The organism is Streptomyces sp. NPDC043908, from assembly GCF_056435525.1.
Map to the genome: position 1 here is coordinate 20,728 of NZ_JBWKEI010000008.1, position 20,650 is coordinate 41,377.

Here is a 20,650-nt window from a genome sequence, read left to right on the forward strand (position 1 = left end):
TCATGCAAGGTCTTTCGGCCCCGGATGGCCGACTTTCGCCCCTTTGGGGCGACGGAAAGCGTGATGTGACCCACGGGACGGCCCCACCGGCGCGCGAGGCGGGGGCGCGCACGCGAAGGAGCCCCGGACCGTACGACGGTCCGGGGCCCCTCACTCGCACACGGCCTTCGCTACGCCTGCGGCAGGTTCGCCAGCTGCGCCGTGATCCGCTCGATGTCCGCCTCGGCCTTGGCAAGACGCGTACGGATCTTGTCGACCACGTTGTCCGGCGCCTTCGCCAGGAACGCCTCGTTGCCGAGCTTGCCGTTCGCCTGCGCCTTCTCCTTCTCGGCCGCCGCGAGGTCCTTGGCCAGCCGCTTGCGCTCGGCCCCGACGTCGATCGTGCCGGACAGGTCCAGCGCCACGGTCGCGCCCGCGACCGGCAGCGAGGCGGTGGCGTGGAAGCCCTCGCCCGCCGGCTGGAGGCGGAGCAGCTGGCGGATGGCCGCCTCGTGCGGAGCCAGCGCCGTTCCGTCCAGGGTCAGCTCGGCCGGGACCTTCTGGCCCGGCTGGAGACCCTGGTCCGAACGGAACCGGCGGACCTCGGTGACGACCTGCTGGACCAGCTCGATCTCCCGCTCGGCGGCCTCGTCACGGAACCCGCTGTCGCTCGGCCACTCGGCGATGACGAGCGACTCACCACCCGTCAGCGTCGTCCATAGGGTGTCGGTGACGAAGGGGACGACGGGGTGCAGCAGCCGCAGGGTGACGTCCAGGACCTCGCCGAGGACCCGGCCGGAGACCTTCGCCGGCTCGCCGCCCCCGAAGAACGTCGTCTTCGACAGCTCGACGTACCAGTCGAAGACCTCGTCCCACGCGAAGTGGTACAGGGCCTCGGACAGCTTCGAGAACTGGTAGTCCTCGTAGAGGCCGTCGACCTCGGCCACGGTCTTGTTGAGCCGCGACAGGATCCACCGGTCGACCGCCGACAACTGCTCGACGGGCGGCAGTTCCCCCTCGACGGTGGCGCCGTTCATCAGCGCGAAGCGCGTCGCGTTCCAGATCTTGTTGGCGAAGTTGCGGGACGCCTGGACCCAGTCCTCGCCGATCGGGACGTCCACCCCCGGGTTGGCGCCGCGCGCCAGGGTGAAGCGGACGGCGTCGGAGCCGTAGGTGTCCATCCAGTCAAGCGGGTTGACCGCGTTGCCGAAGGACTTCGACATCTTCTTGCCGAACTGGTCGCGGACCATGCCGTGCAGGGCGATGGTGTGGAACGGCGGGGTGCCGTCCATCGCGTACAGACCGAACATCATCATCCGGGCGACCCAGAAGAAGAGGATGTCGTAACCGGTGACCAGGACGGAGTTCGGGTAGAACTTCGCGAGGCTCTCGGTCTGCTGCGGCCAGCCGAGCGTGGAGAAGGGCCACAGGCCCGAGGAGAACCAGGTGTCCAGGACGTCGGTGTCCTGGCGCCAGCCCTCGCCGCTCGGCGCCTCCTCGTCCGGTCCGACGCAGACGATCTCGCCGTTCGGGCCGTACCAGACGGGGATGCGGTGGCCCCACCACAGCTGGCGCGAGATGCACCAGTCGTGGAGGTTGTCGACCCAGTCGAAGTACCGCTTCTCCATCTCCTGCGGGTGGATCTTGACCTTGCCGTCGCGGACCGCGTCACCGGCGGCCTTGGCGAGCGGGCCGACCTTGACCCACCACTGCATCGACAGACGCGGCTCGATGGTGGTCTTGCAGCGCGAGCAGTGGCCGACGGAGTGGGTGTACGGACGCTTCTCGGCGACGATCCGGCCCTCGGCGCGCAGCGCGGCGACGATGGCGGAGCGGGCCTCAAGCCGGTCCAGGCCCTGGAAGGGGCCGTGGACGGTGATGACCGCGTGCTCGTCCATGACGGCGAGGTTGGGCAGGCCGTGGCGCTGGCCGATCTCGAAGTCGTTCGGGTCGTGCGCCGGGGTCACCTTGACGGCGCCGGTGCCGAACTCGGGGTCGACGTGCTCGTCCGCGACGACCGGGATGCGACGGCCGGTGAGCGGCAGCTCGATCTCGGTGCCGACGAGGTGCTTGTACCGCTCGTCCTCGGGGTGGACCGCCACGGCGGTGTCACCGAGCATCGTCTCGGCGCGGGTGGTGGCGACGACGATGGAGGCGTCCCCGTCCCCGTACCGGATGGAGACGAGCTCGCCGTCGTCGTCCTGGTACTCGACCTCGATGTCGGAGATCGCGGTCAGACAGCGCGGGCACCAGTTGATGATGCGCTCGGCGCGGTAGATCAGCTCGTCGTCGTAGAGCTTCTTGAAGATGGTCTGGACGGCCTCGGACAGGCCCTCGTCCATGGTGAACCGCTCACGCGACCAGTCGACACCGTCACCGAGGCGCCGCATCTGCCCGGAGATCTGGCCGCCCGACTCGCCCTTCCACTGCCAGACGCGCTCGATGAACGCCTCGCGCCCCAGGTCGTGCCGGGACTTGCCTTCCTTGGCGAGCTCGCGCTCGACGACGTTCTGGGTGGCGATACCGGCGTGGTCCATGCCCGGCTGCCACAGCGTCTCGTACCCCTGCATGCGCTTGCGGCGGGTGAGGGCGTCGATCAGCGTGTGCTCGAAGGCGTGGCCCAGGTGCAGGCTGCCGGTGACGTTGGGCGGCGGGATGACGATGGTGTACGGAGGCTTGTCACTCTTGGCGTCCGCCTCGAAGTAACCGCGCTCCACCCAGCGCTCGTACAGCTCCCCCTCTACCTGGGCCGGCGCGTACTGGGTCGGCAGTTCGGTGGTGGGCGCTGGATTCTGCTGCTGAGTGTTCTCGGTCACGGGCCCCAGTTTAGGGGTGTCACGGGCCGGTACTGAAACGGGAATCTTTGGTAACGGTCGGCCCCCCGATGCGCTGTGCGGCCCGACCGTCCGCGAGGATGTCGGGATCGGATAAGCATCCCTAGGGGGAATCCCAGCAATGAGCTACAACCAGCCGGGCCCGTACGGCGGCCAGCCCCAGCAGCCCGGCCCGTACGGTCAGCAGCCGCCGCAGCAGCCGTACGGGCAGCCCCAGCCCGCGTACGGCTACCCGCAGCAGCCCCCGCAGGGCGTCCCGCCCCAGCAGGGCTACGGCTACCCGGCCCAGCAGCCCCAGTACGGCCAGCAGCCGCCCTACGGCGCGCCCATGATGCCGCCGCCGGCGCCGCCGAAGAAGAAGACCGGCCTGATCGTCACGGCCGTCGTGGTCGCGATCGCGGCGGTCGGCGGTGGCGTGTACTTCATGACGAAGGGCTCGGGCGGCGGCAACGGCGACGTCTCGGCGAGCACCAAGGGCTACAAGCTGGTCGCGCCCGAGTCGGTCGGTGAGTACAAGCGCTCCGGGTCCTCTTCCTCCGAGAAGACGATGTCCGGCAAGGAGAAGACGGAGACCGAGGCGATGGGGATCAAGGACCCCGCCAAGGTGTCCGCACGGTACAAGGCCGGTGACTCCAGCAACCCGCTGGGCGGCAAGATGCTGCTGCTGTCCGGCATCTACGGTGACATCAGCGACCCGTCGAAGGCGCTCGACGCCACCTTCGCCAAGGTCCAGAAGGGCGACGACGACAAGAAGGACAAGACCACGGTCGAGCTGGCCGGCACGCCCAAGACCATGAAGCCGGCCGGGTTCTCGGGCGCGCTGATGAAGTGCCAGAACCTCAAGGTCACCGACACGAAGTCGGCCAAGACGTTCGAGGTCCCGCTCTGCATCTGGTCGGACTACTCCACGCTCGGCATCGTGGAGACCTACGACATGGCCACGGTGCTCGGCAAGGGCGGCGGCACGCCCATGCCCCTCGACCAGGCCGCCGACCTCGCCGCGAAGCTCTACAACACCGCGCGCGTGAAGAAGTAGCAGCGGCAACGCTAAGGGCGCCCGCCGGTGGGAGATCCCACCGGCGGGCGCCCTTTGCGTTGCCGGGGCAGGTCGGCTACGCCGACTTCTCGTGCCGCCCGTCGTTCTTCACGATGCGCGGCTCGCGCGGTACCAGCGTCGGGTTGACGTTGTTGTGGACCACGTCCGAGGTGATGACGACGCGGGCCACGTCCTTGCGGGACGGGACCTCGTACATCACCGACATCAGGACTTCCTCCATGATCGCGCGCAGGCCGCGCGCCCCCGTGCCGCGCAGGATCGCCTGGTCGGCGATGGCCTCCAGGGCGGGGCGGTCGAAGTCCAGCTCCACGCCGTCGAGTTCGAACAGGCGCTGGTACTGCTTGACCAGCGCGTTGCGCGGCTCGACCAGGATCTGGAGGAGCGCCTCGCGGTCGAGGTTGTGGACCGAGGTCAGGACGGGGAGGCGGCCGATGAACTCGGGGATCATCCCGAACTTCACCAGGTCCTCCGGCATGACCTCCTGGAACTGGTCGCTCGCCTCGATCTCCCGCTTGGAGCGGATCGTCGCGCCGAAGCCGATGCCCTTCGCGCCGGCCCGGGACTCGATGATCTTCTCCAGGCCGGCGAAGGCGCCGCCCACGATGAACAGCACGTTCGTCGTGTCGATCTGGATGAACTCCTGGTGGGGGTGCTTGCGCCCGCCCTGCGGGGGCACCGAGGCCGTGGTGCCCTCCAGGATCTTCAGCAGCGCCTGCTGGACACCCTCACCGCTCACATCGCGCGTGATCGACGGGTTTTCGCTCTTCCGGGCGACCTTGTCGATCTCGTCGATGTAGATGATGCCCGTCTCGGCCTTCTTGACGTCGTAGTCGGCGGCCTGGATGAGCTTCAGGAGGATGTTCTCGACGTCCTCGCCGACGTAGCCCGCCTCCGTCAGCGCCGTCGCGTCCGCGATGGCGAACGGGACGTTCAGCATGCGGGCCAGGGTCTGGGCGAGCAGGGTCTTGCCCGAGCCGGTGGGGCCGAGCAGCAGGATGTTGGACTTCGCGAGTTCGATCGCGTCGTCACGGCCCTGCGCGCCGCCGTTCTCGCCGGCCTGGACGCGCTTGTAGTGGTTGTAGACCGCCACGGAGAGCGCCTTCTTGGCGGGCTCCTGGCCCACCACGTAGCTCTCCAGGAACTCGTAGATCTCGCGCGGCTTGGGCAGTTCCTCCCACCGCACCTCGGAGGACTCGGCGAGTTCCTCCTCGATGATCTCGTTGCAGAGATCGATGCACTCGTCGCAGATGTACACACCGGGGCCTGCGATGAGCTTCTTCACCTGCTTCTGGCTCTTGCCGCAGAACGAGCACTTGAGCAGGTCGCCGCCATCACCGATGCGTGCCACGAGGTGCTTCCCCTTCGCCTGGGAGACGCCACGTTCAGCGGCTCCTGGTGCCTCATATCCGACGGTACCTTGCCTGGCCCCCCGTTCGGGCCCCCCTTGGCGCGGTTCACTTCGACGGGGACCGTCCGAGTGCGCCGCGCCAGGGGATCCGGCCGCGTCAGGCGGCCGCGGCCGACGTCGTCTTGCGGGTCGACACGATCTGGTCGACCAGGCCGTACGCCAGGGCGTCCTCGGCGGTGAGGATCTTGTCCCGCTCGATGTCGTCCCGGATCTTCTCGATGGGCGTGGTGGAGTGCTTGGCGAGCATCTCCTCCAGCTGGCTGCGCATGCGCAGGATCTCGTTGGCCGCGATCTCCAGGTCGGAGAGCTGCTCGCGGCCGGTCTGCGAGGACGGCTGGTGGATCAGCACGCGCGCGTTGGGCAGGGCCATGCGCTTGCCGGGGGTGCCCGCGGCGAGCAGCACGGCGGCGGCGGAGGCCGCCTGGCCCATGCAGACGGTCTGGATGTCGGGCTTCACGAACTGCATCGTGTCGTAGATGGCCGTGAGGGCCGTGAACGAGCCGCCGGGGCTGTTGATGTAGATCGAGATGTCGCGGTCCGGGTCCATCGACTCCAGGCACAGCAGCTGCGCCATGACGTCGTTGGCGGAGGCGTCGTCGATCTGCACGCCGAGGAAGATCACGCGCTCCTCGAACAGCTTCGCGTACGGGTCGTACTCGCGCACGCCCTGCGAGGTGCGCTCGACGAAGCGCGGCACGATGTAGCGGTTGTCCACCTGCGGGCCGGTGTAGAGGCCGCTTGCGGAGAGGTTGTTCTGCATGTCGGGGTTCACCATCCTGGTGGCGTTCGGTGGGCTCGGGGGCTTCGGGGCCGGGGCTGGGGTCCCCGGCTCGCTCGGAGCCGGGGGACGGGGCTCAGGCCCCGGTGCCGCCGCCGCCAGGAACACCGGCCGCGTGGGCCATGATCTCGTCGATGAGGCCGTACTCCTTGGCCTCTTCCGCCGTGTACCAGCGGTCGCGGTCGCCGTCGCGGATGATCGTCTCCACCGTCTGGCCCGAGTGGCGGGCGGTGATCTCCGCCATGCGCGTCTTCGTACGCAGCAGGTACTCGGCCTGGATCTTGATGTCCGAGGCGGTGCCGCCGATGCCGGCGGAGCCCTGGTGCATCAGGATGTCGGTGTTCGGCAGGGCGAAGCGCTTGCCGGGGGCGCCGCCGGTGAGCAGGAACTGGCCCATCGAGGCCGCCATGCCCATACCGATCGTGACCACGTCGTTCGGGATGTACTGCATGGTGTCGTAGATCGCCATGCCGGCCGTCACCGAGCCGCCGGGGCTGTTGATGTAGAGGTAGATGTCCTTCTCCGGCTCGGCGGCCAGGAGGAGCAGCTGCGCCGTGATCTTGTTCGCGATGTCGTCGTCGACCTGCTGGCCGAGGAAGATGATGCGCTCGTTGAGCAGCCGGTTGTAGACATGGTCGCCGAGGCCACCACCGAGGGACGGCTCGCCGGCGGCGTAAGGCATCAGATTCGTCACGTATCCACCTGCTCGTCTCTGACGGCTTCAACCGTCTCAGCGTCTTCGTTCAGAGGGCGGGGCCTTTGGGGCCGACTCGTCACCGGCTGACTCCACCCCCGTATTCATGGACCCTAACGCGCAGGTAGGACAACGCCATCCCGGTTCCCGAACTGTTCGCTCGGAGCGCAAGGTGGTTGAAGGGCGGGCCCGTGCGGAACCGGCCACGGGGCGTGCGGGCGCCGCCCCGGGGCGGGTACGCGGAAGGGCCCGGACGCGGCTGCGTCGCGGGCCCCTCCTTACGTACGTCGTACGTGGTCAGGCGGTGCCTGGCGTACGAGGTGCGGTCGAGGCTCAGGCCTCGGTCTTCTCCTCGGCGTCGTCGGCGGCGGCCTCCACGGCCTCCGTCTCGCCGGCCTCGGCGGCCTCGTCCTCGTCATCCTCCAGGTCGACGACCTCACCGTTGGTGTCGACGACCTTGGCGGACTCGACGACCACGGCCAGCGCCTTGCCGCGGGCGACCTCGCCGACGAGCATCGGCACCTGGCCGCCCTCGACGACGGCCTGGGCGAACTGGTCGGGGGACATACCGGAGGAGGCGGCACGGCGCACCAGGTGCTCGGTGAGCTCCTCCTGGTTGACGTTCAGCTTCTCCTTGTTGACGAGCTCGTCGAGGATGAACTGCGTCTTGATGCCCTTGACGGCCGCTTCCTCGGTCTCGGCGTCGAACTCTTCCTGCGTCTTGCCCTGGATCTCCAGGTACTTGGCGAGGTCGAGGCCCATCTGGCCGAGCTGGTGGTGCTCGAGGTTGTGCTTGCGCGTCTGGATCTCGTCCGCGAGGAGCTTCTCGGGGATCGGGACCTCGGTGATCTTCAGCAGTTCGTCGAGCACGCGCTCCTGGGCCTGGGTGGCCTGGTCGAACTGCTTCATGTTCTCGAGGCGCTTGCGGCTGTCGGCCTTGAGCTCGTCGAGGGTGTCGAACTCGGAGGCGAGCTGCGCGAAGTCGTCGTCCAGCTCCGGCAGTTCGCGCGCGGCGACCTGGGTGACCTTGACGGTGACCTCGGCGTCCTTGCCCTCGGCCGAGCCGCCCTTGAGCTGGGAGGTGAAGGTGGCCTCGCCACCGGCCTCCAGGCCCTTGACGGCCTCGTCGATGCCGTCGAGGAGCTCGCCGGAGCCGATGGTGTACGAGACACCCTCGGCGACGCCGTCCTCCAGGACCTCGCCGTCGACCTTGGCCTCCAGGTCGATCGTCACGACGTCGCCGTCCTGGGCGGCGCGCTCGACCGGGGAGGTCGAGGCGAAGCGCTCACGCAGGTCGGAGACGGCCTTCTCGACGTCCTCGTCGGAGACCTCGACGGCGTCGACGGTGACCTCGATGCCCGAGTAGTCCGGGATCTCGATGGTCGGGCGGATGTCGACCTCGGCGGTGAAGTTCAGCGTCTCGCCGTCCTTCAGCTCCGTGATGTCGACCTCCGGCTGGCCGAGCGGGTTCAGCTCGGCCTCGTTGACCGCCTCGGTGTAGAACTTCGGGAGGGCGTCGTTGACGGCCTCCTCCAGCACAGCACCACGGCCGAACCGCTGGTCGATGACGCGGGCCGGGATCTTGCCCTTGCGGAAGCCCTTGACCGTGACCTGCTGGTTGATCTTCTTGTACGCCGCGTCGAGGCTGTCCTTGAGCTCCTCGAAGGGCACCTCGACAGTGAGCCGAACCCGAGTCGGGTTCAGGGTCTCCACGGCGCTCTTCACGGTTCGGTCTCCTTGTGGCTGACTTCTGGGGGGTTCTACCCGGTGGCCGACGGCCGCGGGCGGATCGGGCCCGGTTCATCGGATTCATCAGACACACGGGCACGCAGCTTGCATAGTAACCGCAAGCGGGATGTCACCCACAATGTGATCTTGTGTGCGGAGATCGCGCAAGGCGCGCTCCGAAGATCGTGCGAGGCGCTGGTCGGGGTGGCGGGATTTGAACCCACGGCCTTCCGCTCCCAAAGCGGACGCGCTACCAAGCTGCGCCACACCCCGTCGGTGCGACACGTAGGGTACATGCCCGCGAGGAATACGTCGGCCGCTTTCCGCGGCGGGCCGCGCGGCCGGACGCGGTGTGCGCGCGCGGGGGGTGACCCGCTACGATGCTCTTCGTGCCGCGGTCGTTCCCGACCTGCGGCGCGGCGCACGCGGGCGTAGCTCAATGGTAGAGCCCTAGTCTTCCAAACTAGCTACGCGGGTTCGATTCCCGTCGCCCGCTCCACCCCTCGGGCCCGGTGACCAGTCTCATCGGGCCCGAGGTGTTTCCCGGGTCTCCCCGAGCGCGTCGCGAGAACGCCGTCCGCTCAGAACTTGATCTGGTTGATCGTGTCCGCGAGCGAGTTCAGGAAGCGCTGTATCGACGGCGCCATTCCGGTCGACGCCATGAAGAATCCGAAGAGCGCGGCGACTATGGCCGGGCCGGTCTTGATGGAACCGCCGCGGATCATCACCACGAGGACGATCGCCAACAGCAGCACCACAGACAGTGAAATGGCCACAACTGATCACACCCTTGGTCGGTCCGCCTTGCCGGCCCGGAGTGTGCCGCCGAGCACACCCCGCGGGGTCCATCGTGCCACCAACACCCCTCCAGGTCCTGCCGCCTGACACATAGCCAAGGTATGCATCACCCCAAACGTGCGTGCGGGTCCGGGAGTTCCAGGAGCGCGCGGGTGGTGGCGTACTTGCGGGTGAGGCGGGACCGGGTCGCCGGGTCGAGGACGGCGAGGCGGGCGGGGTCCGCGTTGTGGGCCAGGTCCGCCTCCTTGACCAGCAGCGCTCCCGGGGTGGCGAGGATCCTGGCCGTGTACGCGGGAAGGTCCTCGCCGGGCTCCTTGGTGAGCGCCCTCACCATCTCCCGCACCCCGGGCGCCAGTTCCGCCTCCTCCAGCCAGCCCGGCGGCAGGGCCGCGTCCTCCACCGAGTCGTGCAGCCAGGCCGCCGCGATCTGCGCCTCGCTGCCGCCGCGCGCGCGTACGCCCTCGGCCACGGCCGCCAGGTGTTCGGTGTAGGGGCGGCCCGCCTTGTCGGTCTGATCCGCGTGGGCCGCCCGTGCGACGGCCTCGACCTCGGGGAGTGTGAGCATGCGGTTCAGCGTAGGGCCGCGCGGGCGGGCAGCGCCGTGGAGGCGAGGCCCAGGCCCAGGACGCCGGCGGCGAACGAGCCGTACAGGAAGGGCGGGATGTACGGGTTCTCGCCGGTCAGGCCGTTGGTCATCGGGAAGAGGGTGGCCAGGGCGATGGCCGTGCCGAGCACCAGGCCCGCCGAGGTCACCAGCAGGGCCTCCCAGCGGACCATGCCCAGGACCTGGCGGCGGGTGGTGCCGATCAGGCGCAGGGTGCCGAGCTCGCGGCGGCGGTCCAGGACGGTCATGACCAGCGTGTTCGCCGCCGCGACGGCCGCGAAGCCGCCGAGGACGGCCGCCATGGTGGTGTTGGCCCAGGCGTTCAGCTCGCGGTCCAGGCTCTTGGCCGTGGCGTAGCCGGCCGCGTCCGTGACCGTGCCGAGCGGTGCCAGCGCGGCGGGGCGGACGGCGCCCTCGATGAGGAGTTCCGTGGGGGCGCGCACGGTGGTGGTGTGGGGCGCCAGGTCGCTCTGCGGGAGGGTGACCTGGGACAGGCCCAGTCCCCTCGCGTACGTGGCCACGACTGTCGGGGAGGCCTTCGTACCGTCGGGCAGGAGCAGGGCGAGACGGCTTCCGACGCGGGCCTTCAGGTCGGCGGCGAGGGTCTTGTCGAGGGCGATCGTGCCGGGGACCAGGGCGGTGAGGGAGCCCGTGCGTACGCCCAGGTCCTGGACGCGGGCCAGGTCGGCGCCCGTGCCGGTGAAGCCCTGGGTGGAGACCGGCTGGAGGCTGCCGCCGGAGTGGACCAGCACGGACGTACGGGTCAGGCCCACCGCCGTGGTGACGCCCGGGGTGGCCTTCGCCCGGGCCACGGAGTCCGGGGCCAGACCGTCCGGGCCGGTGATCACGCGGTCCGCGACGAGGCCCGCCCGCTGCTGCTTCTCGGTGACGCGGTCCTCGCTGGTGTGCAGGAAGACGAGGGTGGAGGAGAACGCCGTCGCCAGCACGATCGGGGTGATCGCGGAGGCCAGCCGGCGGGCGTTGGTGCGGGAGTTGGCGGCCGCGAGCGAGGCCGGGGCGCCCGCCGCGCGCAGCGGCAGCCCGAACAGTCCCGCGCAGGCCCGGGCGATCAGCGGGCCGAGCAGCGCCACGGCCAGCATGAACAGCATGACCACGCCCAGGGCCGCGTTGGCGGCGTCCTCGCCCTTCTCGGCGGCGGCCACACCCGAGAGCGCGATGCCGCCGCCCAGGGCCGCCACGCCCAGCGGGGTGCGGATCCAGCCGGGCCGCAGCCGCTCCACGGACGCGTCCCGCAGGGCCTCGCCGGGCTTGACGCGGGAGGGGCGGCGGGCCGCCAGGTAGCCGGAGAGGAAGGAGGTCAGCACGGCCGCGCCGCCCGCCGCCAGCAGCGGGATCCACGACACCGAGAGCTCCACGGCCCCCGGGACCGCGCCCTTGTCGCGGAGCCGGCCGAACCACCAGGTCGCCAGCGCCACGCCGGGCAGGCAGCCGAGGGCTCCGGCAAGCGGGGCGACGAGCAGGGTCTCGGTGGCGATGGTGCGCCGGATCTGGCGCGGGGTCGCGCCGATGGCGCGCAGCAGGGCGTACTCGCGGCGGCGCTGGCCCACCGAGAGGGTGACGGTCCCGGCGGCGGTGAAGACGGCGACGGCGGTGGCCACGCCGCCGAAGGAGCCGCCGAGCGCGGTCAGCATCTCCTTGGCGTAGGCCAGGCCCGGGGTCTCGACGGAGCCCCGGTCGTCGCCGGTGTGGACCTCGGCGGCGTCCCCGAGCCGCTGGGCGACCTGGGCGGCGAGCGCGGAGGCGTCGACGCCGGGCCTGGGCAGCACCGCGATGGCGTCGGCCTTGCCGGGGTGCCCGGAGAGGGCGAGGGCCTGGGTGTCGGCGAACCACACCGTGCCGGGGCTGTCGGTGGTGCCGGACACCGTGAACTGCCGGGTGCCGGAGGGGGTGTCGAGGGTCACGCGCTGTCCGGGGGCGGCGCCGTCGCCGGTCACCACCTGGCCGGTGCGGGGCGGGGTGCCGGAGGCGAGCTTCGTCCCGGTGAAGGCGGTCGAGCCCCAGCCGTGGGCGGTACCGGGCGCATGTCCCTTCCGTACGGGAAAGGAGACGTCCGCGATCGCGGTGGCGGCGCCGGGGGCCGAGGCCGCGCGGGCGGCGAGGGCGGCGTCGAGGCGGGCCTTGTCGGGCAGCGCGACGGACTCGGTCTCCCGGTCCTCGCCGCTGCCGGTGGTGTAGTGGGCCTGCTGGTCGGCGGCGGCGATCACGGGGGCGCCAGCGTACCGCTCGGCCGGGACGGAGGCGCGCAGCCCGGTCTCCAGGAGGATCCCGCACGCGGAGACGATCATCGCGGCCATGAACAGGGCGATGAAGGTCCCGGCGAACGCGGACGGCTTGAAGCGGAGCGCCGCGCGGGCGAGGCCGTTGGTGCGCATCAGGCGGCCGTTCCGGCGTAGGCGGCCGTGGGCCGGGCGGTCAGGGAGCGCATCCGGGAGGCGATGTCCGCCGCCGGGGCGCGGGTGAGGGCGTCGACGATCGAGCCGTCCGCGAGGAAGAGGACCTGGTCGGCGTAGGCGGCGGCGCCGGGGTCGTGGGTGACCATGACGACGGTCGCGCCCATGCCGTCCACGGCGGTGCGCAGCAGGGTCAGCACCTCGGCGGCGGTCGTGGTGTCCAGCGCGCCCGTGGGTTCGTCCGCGAAGACCACGTCCGGGCGGGTCACCAGCGCGCGGGCGATCGCCACGCGCTGCTGCTGCCCGCCGGACAGCTCCCCGGGCCGTCGCCGCCCCTTGCCCGCGAGCCCCACCTGCCCCAGCAGCTCGTCGGCCCGGCGCCGGTCGGGGCGCCGTCCGGCGAGGCGCATCGGCAGCACCACGTTCTGCTCGACGGTCAGGGACGGCAGCAGGTTGAAGGCCTGGAAGACGAAGCCGAGGCGGGCCCGGCGCAGTTCGGTCAGCTTGTTCTCGCTCATGCCGGTGATCTCGGTCCCGCCGAGCCGCACGGATCCGCCGGTGGGCCGGTCGAGGCCCGCCGCGCACTGGAGGAAGGTCGACTTGCCGGAGCCCGAGGGCCCCATCACCGCCGTGAAGCTGCCGCGCGGCAGCGCGATGTCGATCCCCCGCAGGGCGTGCACGGCCGAGCCGCCGCGCCCGTACTGGCGCCGCACCCCGCGCAGCTCGACGGCCCAGCCGGGGTCGCCCTCGGCGCCCTCGACCGGTGTGTTCCGCCGCTTGCCCCGTCGCAGTGCCATCGCCCGGCCTCTCCTCGTACGTCCGTTTCCGATACGTCGAAGCTACGGATCACCGCAGGTCGCGGACCATGGCGGCTCCCGGCGGATCAGGGGTGGGGAAAGCCCTACCCCCGGGCCGGAGCTGGCCCGTCCGCTTCCGGGTGTCTCAGGCGTCCCGCCTGATCAGCAGGAGCGCGCGGTCGTCGTTGACGTCCTTCGCGACCGCCTCGATCAGATGCCAGGCCGCGCCCTCGAAGCCGGTCGTGACATAGCGGTCGGCCTCGCCCGTGAGGCGGTCGATGCCCTCCGCGATATCGCGTTCGGCCGTCTCGACCAGGCCGTCCGTGAACAGCATCAGGACGTCGCCGGGGCCGAGGGAGCCCTTCACCGGGTGGAACTCGGCCCGGTCGTACACCCCGAGCAGCGGCCCCTCCCCCGACACCTCGCGCCAGCGGCCGGAGCCGGCCTGGAGGTGGAGCGCGGGGAGGTGTCCGGCGGAGAGCAGTTCGTAGTCGCCGGAGTCGAGGTCCAGGACGAGGTGGATGGAGGTGGCGAACCCCTCGTCCCAGTTCTGGCGGAGCAGATAGCCGTTGGCGGCCGGCAGGAAGCCGTGCGGCGGCAGCGAGCCGAGGAGGCCGCCGAACGCGCCGGACAGCAGCAGCGCGCGCGAGCCCGCGTCCATGCCCTTGCCGGAGACGTCGGTGAGGACGACTTCCAGGGTCCGGTTGCCGTTGGTCCTGGCGGCCACGACGAAGTCACCGGAGAAGGACTGGCCGCCGGCCGGGCGCAGGGCCATCTCGCGGTGCCAGCCGCGCGGCAGCCGCGGCAGCGCCGACTGGACGCGGATGCGTTCGCGCAGGTCGAAGAGCATGGTGCCGCCGCGCCGCCAGGGCACGCCGACGCGCGCCCGGAACTGGGCGATGAGCAGCCCGAACAGGCCGCACGCGGCGACCACCAGGACGGTGCCGGGGGTGACCCGGGCGGGGCCCTCGGTGTAGGGGCCGAGCTGGACGGACTCCACGATCAGCGCGAGCGCGGCGGCCGCGTACAGCCCGAGCAGGCTCGCCGGGCGGAGCAGGACGCCGCCCGCGACGATGGGGAGGGTGAGGGCGCTGGGGGCGCACCAGACGGGTGAGACGAGTGTGGCGCCGGCGATCGCGGGCACGGTGAGGAGGAGGCCCACGAGGGCGATCCAGTCGGAGCCGTCACCGCGGAAGTAGTCGACCCCCGACTTGCGCAGCGCGATGCGTGCCCGGTGCGCGGACTTGCGCCACCGGGCACTGAACGAGACCGCTCCCGCGCGACGTGCCATTGCCGGTGACCCTATCCAGCGGACGCGCGCGTGCGCAGGGGGACCCCTGTGGCCATGCGTTCGAAATCCGGTCGACCGGATGGCATACGCGCTGGTAGTCATGGCGTATGACTGTGGATGTACGTGCGCTGGACCCGGCCGACTTCGACGAGTGGTACGCGGCGGTGGAGCGGGTTTTCGGGGGTGTCCCGGAGGATCCGGAGCTGGAGGAGTTCTGGCACACGGTGATCGACCGGAGGCGGTGCCTGGCGGCGTACGAGGGGGAGCGCGTCGTCGGGACGACGCAGACCTTCGCGCTGTCGGTGGAGGTTCCGGGGGGCCAGTTCGTGCCGACCGGGGCGGTCAGCGCGGTGGGTGTCGCGGCGACGCACCGGCGCAGGGGGATCCTCCGCTCGATGATGCGGGCGCAGCTCGACGTGCTGCGCGAGGAGGGCCTGTCGCTCGCCGTGCTCACGGCGTCCGAGGCGGGGATCTACGGCCGGTTCGGGTTCGGCCTGGCCACCCAGCAGCTGGGGCTGGAGATCGACTCCTCGCGGGTGCGGGTGGAGGTGCCCGGCGGCGGGGACGACGTGACGTTGCGGTACGTGCCGGTCGCCGAGGCCGCTTCGGTGTGCGAGGAGGTCCACGGGCGCGCGGCGGGGACGCGCGCGGGCCGGTTCCTGCGTGCGCCGGGCTGGGAGCGGCATCCACTGCTCGACCCGGCGGACTCGCGGGACGGGGCGTCGCCGGCGCAGTGCGTGCTCGCCTCGCGGGGCGGTGAGGTCGTGGGGTACGTCCGTTTCCACACCAAGCCGGTGTGGGACGCGGCGGGGCCGAAGGGGGTCGTGACGCTGCGGGACATCGGCGCGGACGATCCCGCCGTGTACGGCGCGCTGTGGCGCTTCCTCTGCGAGATCGACCTGACGTCGACGGTGAAGGCGGGCAACCGCCCGGTGGACGACCCGCTGCTGCACCTCGTCTCCGATGTGCGGCGGTGCGGGGCGCGGGTGCGGGACGGGATGTACGTACGGCTGGTGGACGTCGGGGCGGCGCTGGCGTCCCGGACGTACTCGGCGCCGGTGGACGTGGTGTTCGAGGTGGCCGACGCGTTCTGCGGATGGAACGCGGGGCGGTGGCGGCTGAGCGGGGACATCAAGGGGGCGGTGTGCTCGCGCACGACGGACACGGCCGATCTGGCGCTGTCCGTACGGGAGTTGGGCGCGGCCTACCTGGGGGGTCCCTCCCTCGGCTCGCTCGCGGCGGCCGGGCAGGTCGAGGAGCTGCGGGAGGGCGCCCTGCGGGAGGCGTCGGTGGCGTTCACGACACCGGTGGCGCCGTGGCTGCCGCACGGGTTCTGACGGTGGGGTGAGTCAGGCGGTCTGGCAGACGGGGCACCAGAACAGGTTCCGCGCCGCCAGGTCCGCCGTGCGGATCTCCGTGCCGCAGACGTGGCACGGCAGGTGCGCGCGGCGGTACACGTACACCTCACCCCCGTGGTCGTCCACGCGCGGCGGGCGCCCCATCGCCTCGGGCGTGTGCTCCGGACGCACGGTGTCGATGCGGTTCAGGCGCACGCCCTCCCGCATCAGCCCCGCCAGGTCCTCCCACATCGCGTCCCACTCGGAACGCCGCACGTCACGGCCCGCCCGGTAGGGATCCACGCCGTGGCGGAACAGGACCTCCGCCCGGTACACGTTCCCGACGCCCGCGATGACCTTCTGGTCCATCAGCAGCGCCGCGATCGTCGTCCGGCTCCGCGAGATCCGCGCCCACGCCTTCTCGCCGTCGTCGGACGGGCGCAGCGGGTCCGGGCCCAGCCGGTCGTGTATCGCCCGCTTCTCGGGGTCGGTGATCAGCGCGCAGGTCGTCGGACCGCGCAGGTCGGCGTATCCGGTGCCGGCGGTGAGGCGCAGGCGGATCGTCTCGGTCGGCGGGGGCGGCGGACCGTCACCGAGCGCGTACTTCCCGAACAGGCCCAGGTGGACGTGGATCCAGCCCGTCCCGCCGAAGCCCAGGAACAGGTGCTTGCCGTGCGCCTCGGCGGACGTCAGCACCTGGCCGTCGGCCAGGGCCGCCCCGTCGGAGAACTTGCCCTGCGGGCTGGACGCGCGCACCCGGCGGCCGCCGAACCGCTCCGCGTGGTCGGCGGCCAGCCGGTGGATCGTATGGCCCTCGGGCATCGGGCCGGGTCAGCCCTGCTGCGGGTGGTGCGCGGGGATCGCCGGGAGCTCGCCCGTCGTCTCGTACGCGGACAGCATCTCGATGCGGCGCGTGTGGCGCTCCTCGTTCGAGTACGGCGTGCTCAGGAAGATCTCCACGAACTTGGTCGCCTCCTCCTGGGTGTGCATCCGCCCACCGATGGAGATCACGTTCGCGTTGTTGTGCTCACGGCCCAGCGCCGCCGTCTGCTCGCTCCAGGCCAGGGCCGCCCGTACGCCCTTCACCTTGTTCGCGGCGATCTGCTCACCGTTGCCGGAGCCGCCGATCACGATGCCCAGCGAGTCCGGGTCCGCGGCCGTCTTCTCGGCGGCGCGCAGGCAGAACGGCGGGTAGTCGTCCTGGGCGTCGTAGATGTGGGGACCGCAGTCGACGGCCTCGTGGCCATGGGCCGTGAGCCATTCGACCAGGTGGTTCTTGAGTTCGTATCCGGCATGGTCTGAACCGAGGTACACGCGCATGCCCCCGAGTGTGGCATGCGAGCGGCCGGGCAGGGTTCATCGGGGTGAGGGGCCCTCGTCCCGGTGGCCGACGACCCGGCCGATGACCTTGTTCCTCCCGACTTGGGCGGTTGTGCCCCTCATCACGATTCGGAGTCAGGCCTTCCGTACCTGGGAGTACCGGGCTTCAATGCGTTGGTTCGTAACCCGAGCGACCTTTAGACCTAAGGATTCGTCCATGACCTCGCAACCCTCCCTTGCGAAGGAAGACGGCCGACCGGGCGATCCCGGAACGCCCGACTCCCCCGTCGTCGGCGCCCCGCACGGCTCAGGCGGCCTCCAGGCCGGTCTCAAGAACCGTCATCTGTCGATGATCGCCATCGGCGGTGTCATCGGCGCCGGGCTCTTCGTCGGCTCCAGCTCCGGCATCGCCGCGGCCGGTCCCGCCATCCTGCTCTCGTACGCGCTCGTCGGCCTGATGGTCGTCTTCGTCATGCGCATGCTGGGCGAGATGGCCGCCGCGCGGCCGACCTCCGGCTCGTTCTCGGCCTACGCCGACCGCGCGCTCGGCCGCTGGGCCGGCTTCTCCATCGGCTGGCTCTACTGGTTCTTCTGGGTCGTGGTGCTCGCCGTCGAGGCGACCGCCGGGGCGAAGATCCTGCACGGCTGGGTCGGGGCGGTCCCGCAGTGGGGCTGGGCGCTGATCGTGATGATCGTGCTGACGGCCACCAACCTCGTCTCCGTCTCCTCGTACGGGGAGTTCGAGTTCTGGTTCGCGGGGATCAAGGTCGTCGCCATCGGCGCCTTCGTCGCCATCGGGCTGCTCGCCGTCTTCGGCATCCTGCCCGGCTCGGACAACCCCGGGGACGGGTTCGCGCATCTGACCGATGCCGGCGGATTCATGCCGAAGGGCGCCGGGGCCATCCTCACCGGTGTGCTGATGGTCGTCTTCTCCTTCATGGGCAGCGAGATCGTCACGCTGGCCGCCGGCGAGTCCGAGGACCCGCAGCGCGCCGTCACCAAGGCCACCAACAGCGTGATCTGGCGCATCGGCGTCTTCTACCTCGGCTCGATCCTCGTCGTGCTCACCCTGCTGAAGTGGAACGACCCGGCGATCGTCAAGGACGGCTCGTACGTCGCCGCGCTCAACTCGATCGGCATCCCGCACGCCGGGCAGATCATGAACGTGATCGTGCTGACGGCGGTGCTCTCCTGCCTCAACTCCGGCCTGTACACCGCCTCCCGCATGGCCTTCTCGCTCGGCCAGCGCGGTGACGCGCCGCGCGCCTTCGCCCGTACCAACGCGCGGGGCGTGCCGCAGGCGGCCATCCTCTGCTCGGTCCTCTTCGGGTTCGTCGCGGTCTTCTTCAACTACAAGTGGCCCGACACCGTCTTCGACTTCCTGCTGAACTCCTCGGGCGCGGTCGCGCTGTTCGTGTGGCTGGTCATCTGCTTCACGCAGCTGCGGATGCGCGGGATCATCCTGCGCGAGACGCCGGAGAAGCTGACGGTCAAGATGTGGCTCTTCCCGTATCTGACGTGGGCGACGATCGCGATGATCTCGTTCGTGCTGGTGTACATGCTGACGGACGACGCCGGGCGCAAGCAGGTGCTGCTGTCGCTGCTGGTGGCGGCCGTGGTCGTGGCCATCGCGCTGGTGCGGGACTTCACGCAGCGCGGCTCCGCCGTTCAGAGCGGTGTGAAGGACGAGGCCACCGCGGAGTAGGTGCGCAGGGCTTCGTCCTCGGTGGCGGCGAGGTACCAGATGTTGATCTGGTACGACTTGCCGCCCTCGTCGAAGCCCGTCTGGCGGGCCTTCCAGGGGGCGCCGTCCTGAGTGAAGTGGTAGTCCCACACGACGGCCGGGCGGCCGTGGAAGGTGGTCCGCTCCAGCCGGATGGCGCGGTAGCCCGGGACGTCGTGGGAGCCCTGTTCGGCTTCCCGCCACTGGGTGAGGAGATCGCCGCCGCGTACGAGTGCGTACGAGGCGGCGATCTCCTGTTTTCCGCCGGGGGCGTGGTAGTGGACGTTGGAGGGGCTCTTGGCGGTCCGCGTCCATGCGGCGGGGGGCGCCCAGGCGAAGCCGGTCTCGTCGCGGGTGCCGGGGGGACGGGAGGTGCCGGCGACGGTGGGGGTGGGAGTGGGGGTGTGGCTGGGGGTGGGGTGGCCCTGGTGGTGGGTGGTGGTGAGGACGAGGGTGGTGGTCGCCGCCACGGCGGTGACGGCGAGGGCGGCGAGGGCCGCACGGCGGCGACTCCCCCACCCCGCCCCTTCCCCGAAGCCCTGGGCGGGCGGCCGGGGGGTGGGCTGAGGCTGACGCGCCGGGGCGGGTGGGGGCGGAAGGGGTACTTCGGGCGCGGGAGGGGACGGGCTCACCGGGGCTACGCCCCCGAACCCCCGCACGGGGCCCTCGTTCCCCACAGCCTGCTCGGGGCTGCTCCCCGGGGCCGGTGGGGGTGCCTCTGGTGCGGGTGGAGGCTGGTTCGCCGCGGCTACGCCCCCGACCCCCCGCACGGGGCCCTCGTTCCCCACAGCCCGCTCGGGGCTGCTCCCCGGGGCCGGTGGGGGTGCCTCTGGTGCGGGTGGAGGCTGGTTCGCCGGGGCCTCGGTCCCCGCGGCTCCCCCGGTGCCTTGCCCCGGGTCCCCCGGTGCCGGCCGGTCCCTCACGTCGTGCGGGGGGTTCGGCGTCGTTCGGTGTACCGCCACCGTGGGGGGATGCGGAGCCGGGGACAGGAGTGTGGGTGGGGCCGCTGTCGGGAGCAGGAGCGCCGACAGGGTGTCCAGGGTCGGGCGGTCGGCCGGGTCCTTCTTGAGGAGGGACGCCAGGACGGGGGTCAGGGGGCCCGCAGCGGCCGGGAGTTCGGGCTCCTCGTACAGGACCGCGTGCAGCGTCGACAGGGTCGTCTCGCGGGCGAACGGGGACTGGCCGCCCACCGCCGCGCACAGCGTCGCCCCGAGCGACCACAGGTCCGACGCCGGGCCCTGGGGGCGGCCCCCCACCCGCTCCGGCGCCATGTAGTCCGGGGAGCCGACCAGCATCCCCACCACCGTCAGCGCCGCCGCGTCCTGGATCGCCGCGATGCCGAAGTCGGTCAGGACCACCCGGCCGGTCCGGCCCAGCAGGACGTTCCCCGGCTTGATGTCCCGGTGCAGGACCCCCACCGCGTGCACCTCCCGCAGCGCCTCCACCAGGCCCAGGCCGATCCGCGCCGCCTCGCGCGGGGCGACCGGCCCGTCCTCGATGAGGAGTTGTTCCAGGGAGCGCGCGTCCACCAGTTCCATCACGATCCAGAGGCGGTCGGACTCCTCCACCACGTCATAGACGCGCACCACGTTCGGATGGTCGATCCGGGCCGTCGCCCGCGCCTCGCGCAGGGTGCGTTCGCGGCGGATGCGGCTGTCCTCCGCGTCGAGGTCGCCCATCCGCATCTCCTTCACGGCGACCTGGCGGTCGAGGACGTCGTCGAACGCCCGCCACACCCGCCCCATTCCGCCCTGGCCGATCGTGGCGTCGAGCCGGTATCGCCCCGCGACCAACAGCCCCCGAATTCCCGGCATTACCGCCCGCCCCCTCAGTACCTGGTACGCCCAGGACAGAAACACGAACTTGCCACCATCACAGCATAATTCCGCGA

The 20,650-nt window shown here is 71.1% G+C and carries 16 protein-coding genes and 2 tRNA genes; 4 read left to right on the forward strand and 14 right to left on the reverse strand.

Features of this window, described 5'->3' with window-relative positions; all coding sequences use genetic code 11:
- Positions 1–170 precede the first annotated feature (170 nt).
- The gene (locus AC069K_RS18740) at positions 171–2,795 is read right to left on the reverse strand and encodes a valine--tRNA ligase (protein ID WP_478617537.1); all 2,625 of its coding nucleotides are present in this window, start codon (positions 2,793–2,795) and stop codon (positions 171–173) included.
- Between the two features lie 139 nt (positions 2,796–2,934).
- Between AC069K_RS18740 and AC069K_RS18745 the strand changes: the two genes are divergently transcribed.
- Entirely contained in the window at positions 2,935–3,849 is a 915-nt protein-coding gene (locus tag AC069K_RS18745) for a hypothetical protein (RefSeq protein WP_478617539.1), read from the forward strand.
- Positions 3,850–3,925: 76 nt separating this feature from the next.
- On the opposite strand, the gene clpX is transcribed toward AC069K_RS18745, so the two are convergent.
- From clpX to AC069K_RS18770, 5 genes are all read right to left on the reverse strand, one after another.
- The gene (clpX, locus tag AC069K_RS18750; protein ID WP_067158960.1) at positions 3,926–5,218 is read right to left on the reverse strand and encodes an ATP-dependent Clp protease ATP-binding subunit ClpX; all 1,293 of its coding nucleotides are present in this window, start codon (positions 5,216–5,218) and stop codon (positions 3,926–3,928) included.
- A 157-nt stretch (positions 5,219–5,375) separates the two neighbouring features.
- Positions 5,376–6,038 carry an ATP-dependent Clp protease proteolytic subunit gene (locus AC069K_RS18755; protein ID WP_101392375.1) on the reverse strand — a complete coding sequence of 221 codons (663 nt, stop codon included), beginning with the start codon at positions 6,036–6,038 and terminating at the stop codon, positions 5,376–5,378.
- A gap of 94 nt (positions 6,039–6,132) precedes the next feature.
- The gene (locus AC069K_RS18760) at positions 6,133–6,750 is read right to left on the reverse strand and encodes an ATP-dependent Clp protease proteolytic subunit (protein ID WP_358831450.1); all 618 of its coding nucleotides are present in this window, start codon (positions 6,748–6,750) and stop codon (positions 6,133–6,135) included.
- 333 nt (positions 6,751–7,083) lie between these two features.
- Positions 7,084–8,475 carry a trigger factor gene (tig, locus tag AC069K_RS18765; RefSeq protein ID WP_478617544.1) on the reverse strand — a complete coding sequence of 464 codons (1,392 nt, stop codon included), beginning with the start codon at positions 8,473–8,475 and terminating at the stop codon, positions 7,084–7,086.
- A gap of 199 nt (positions 8,476–8,674) precedes the next feature.
- Positions 8,675–8,751: transfer RNA gene (locus AC069K_RS18770), tRNA-Pro, on the reverse strand.
- 152 nt (positions 8,752–8,903) lie between these two features.
- Here AC069K_RS18770 and AC069K_RS18775 point away from each other — a divergent pair.
- A tRNA-Gly gene (locus AC069K_RS18775) sits at positions 8,904–8,977 on the forward strand.
- A gap of 82 nt (positions 8,978–9,059) precedes the next feature.
- On the opposite strand, the gene AC069K_RS18780 is transcribed toward AC069K_RS18775, so the two are convergent.
- The 5 genes from AC069K_RS18780 to AC069K_RS18800 all read right to left on the reverse strand — a co-directional run bounded on the left by AC069K_RS18780 (position 9,060) and on the right by AC069K_RS18800 (position 14,379).
- Positions 9,060–9,254, reverse strand: a complete 195-nt coding sequence (locus AC069K_RS18780; protein WP_067159004.1) for a hypothetical protein — start codon at positions 9,252–9,254, stop codon at positions 9,060–9,062.
- Between the two features lie 128 nt (positions 9,255–9,382).
- Positions 9,383–9,841 (reverse strand): HD domain-containing protein, encoded by a 459-nt coding sequence (locus AC069K_RS18785; protein WP_478617548.1) that lies wholly within the window; start codon positions 9,839–9,841, stop codon positions 9,383–9,385.
- A 5-nt stretch (positions 9,842–9,846) separates the two neighbouring features.
- The gene (locus tag AC069K_RS18790; RefSeq protein WP_478617551.1) at positions 9,847–12,273 is read right to left on the reverse strand and encodes an ABC transporter permease; all 2,427 of its coding nucleotides are present in this window, start codon (positions 12,271–12,273) and stop codon (positions 9,847–9,849) included.
- A complete protein-coding gene (locus AC069K_RS18795) occupies positions 12,273–13,088 on the reverse strand; it encodes an ABC transporter ATP-binding protein (protein ID WP_478617553.1) in 816 nt (271 codons plus the stop codon). The genes AC069K_RS18790 and AC069K_RS18795 overlap by 1 nt, the downstream gene beginning before the upstream one ends.
- A gap of 145 nt (positions 13,089–13,233) precedes the next feature.
- Positions 13,234–14,379 (reverse strand): PP2C family protein-serine/threonine phosphatase, encoded by a 1,146-nt coding sequence (locus AC069K_RS18800; RefSeq protein ID WP_358831455.1) that lies wholly within the window; start codon positions 14,377–14,379, stop codon positions 13,234–13,236.
- A 107-nt stretch (positions 14,380–14,486) separates the two neighbouring features.
- Between AC069K_RS18800 and AC069K_RS18805 the strand changes: the two genes are divergently transcribed.
- On the forward strand, positions 14,487–15,716 hold the full coding sequence (locus AC069K_RS18805; protein WP_478617557.1) for a GNAT family N-acetyltransferase: 1,230 nt from the start codon (positions 14,487–14,489) through the stop codon (positions 15,714–15,716).
- Between the two features lie 12 nt (positions 15,717–15,728).
- Here AC069K_RS18805 and AC069K_RS18810 read toward each other — a convergent pair whose 3' ends face one another.
- Entirely contained in the window at positions 15,729–16,538 is an 810-nt protein-coding gene (locus tag AC069K_RS18810) for an Fpg/Nei family DNA glycosylase (protein ID WP_478617560.1), read from the reverse strand.
- 9 nt (positions 16,539–16,547) lie between these two features.
- Positions 16,548–17,036, reverse strand: coding sequence for a ribose-5-phosphate isomerase (locus AC069K_RS18815; RefSeq protein WP_358831458.1), 489 nt, complete (start codon positions 17,034–17,036; stop codon positions 16,548–16,550).
- Between the two features lie 217 nt (positions 17,037–17,253).
- Here AC069K_RS18815 and AC069K_RS18820 point away from each other — a divergent pair, with 217 nt between their 5' ends.
- On the forward strand, positions 17,254–18,741 hold the full coding sequence (locus AC069K_RS18820; protein ID WP_478617564.1) for an amino acid permease: 1,488 nt from the start codon (positions 17,254–17,256) through the stop codon (positions 18,739–18,741).
- On the opposite strand, the gene AC069K_RS18825 is transcribed toward AC069K_RS18820, so the two are convergent.
- Positions 18,705–20,573 carry a protein kinase domain-containing protein gene (locus AC069K_RS18825; protein ID WP_478617567.1) on the reverse strand — a complete coding sequence of 623 codons (1,869 nt, stop codon included), beginning with the start codon at positions 20,571–20,573 and terminating at the stop codon, positions 18,705–18,707. The two genes, AC069K_RS18820 and AC069K_RS18825, sit on opposite strands and share 37 nt — an antisense overlap.
- Positions 20,574–20,650 lie beyond the last annotated feature (77 nt).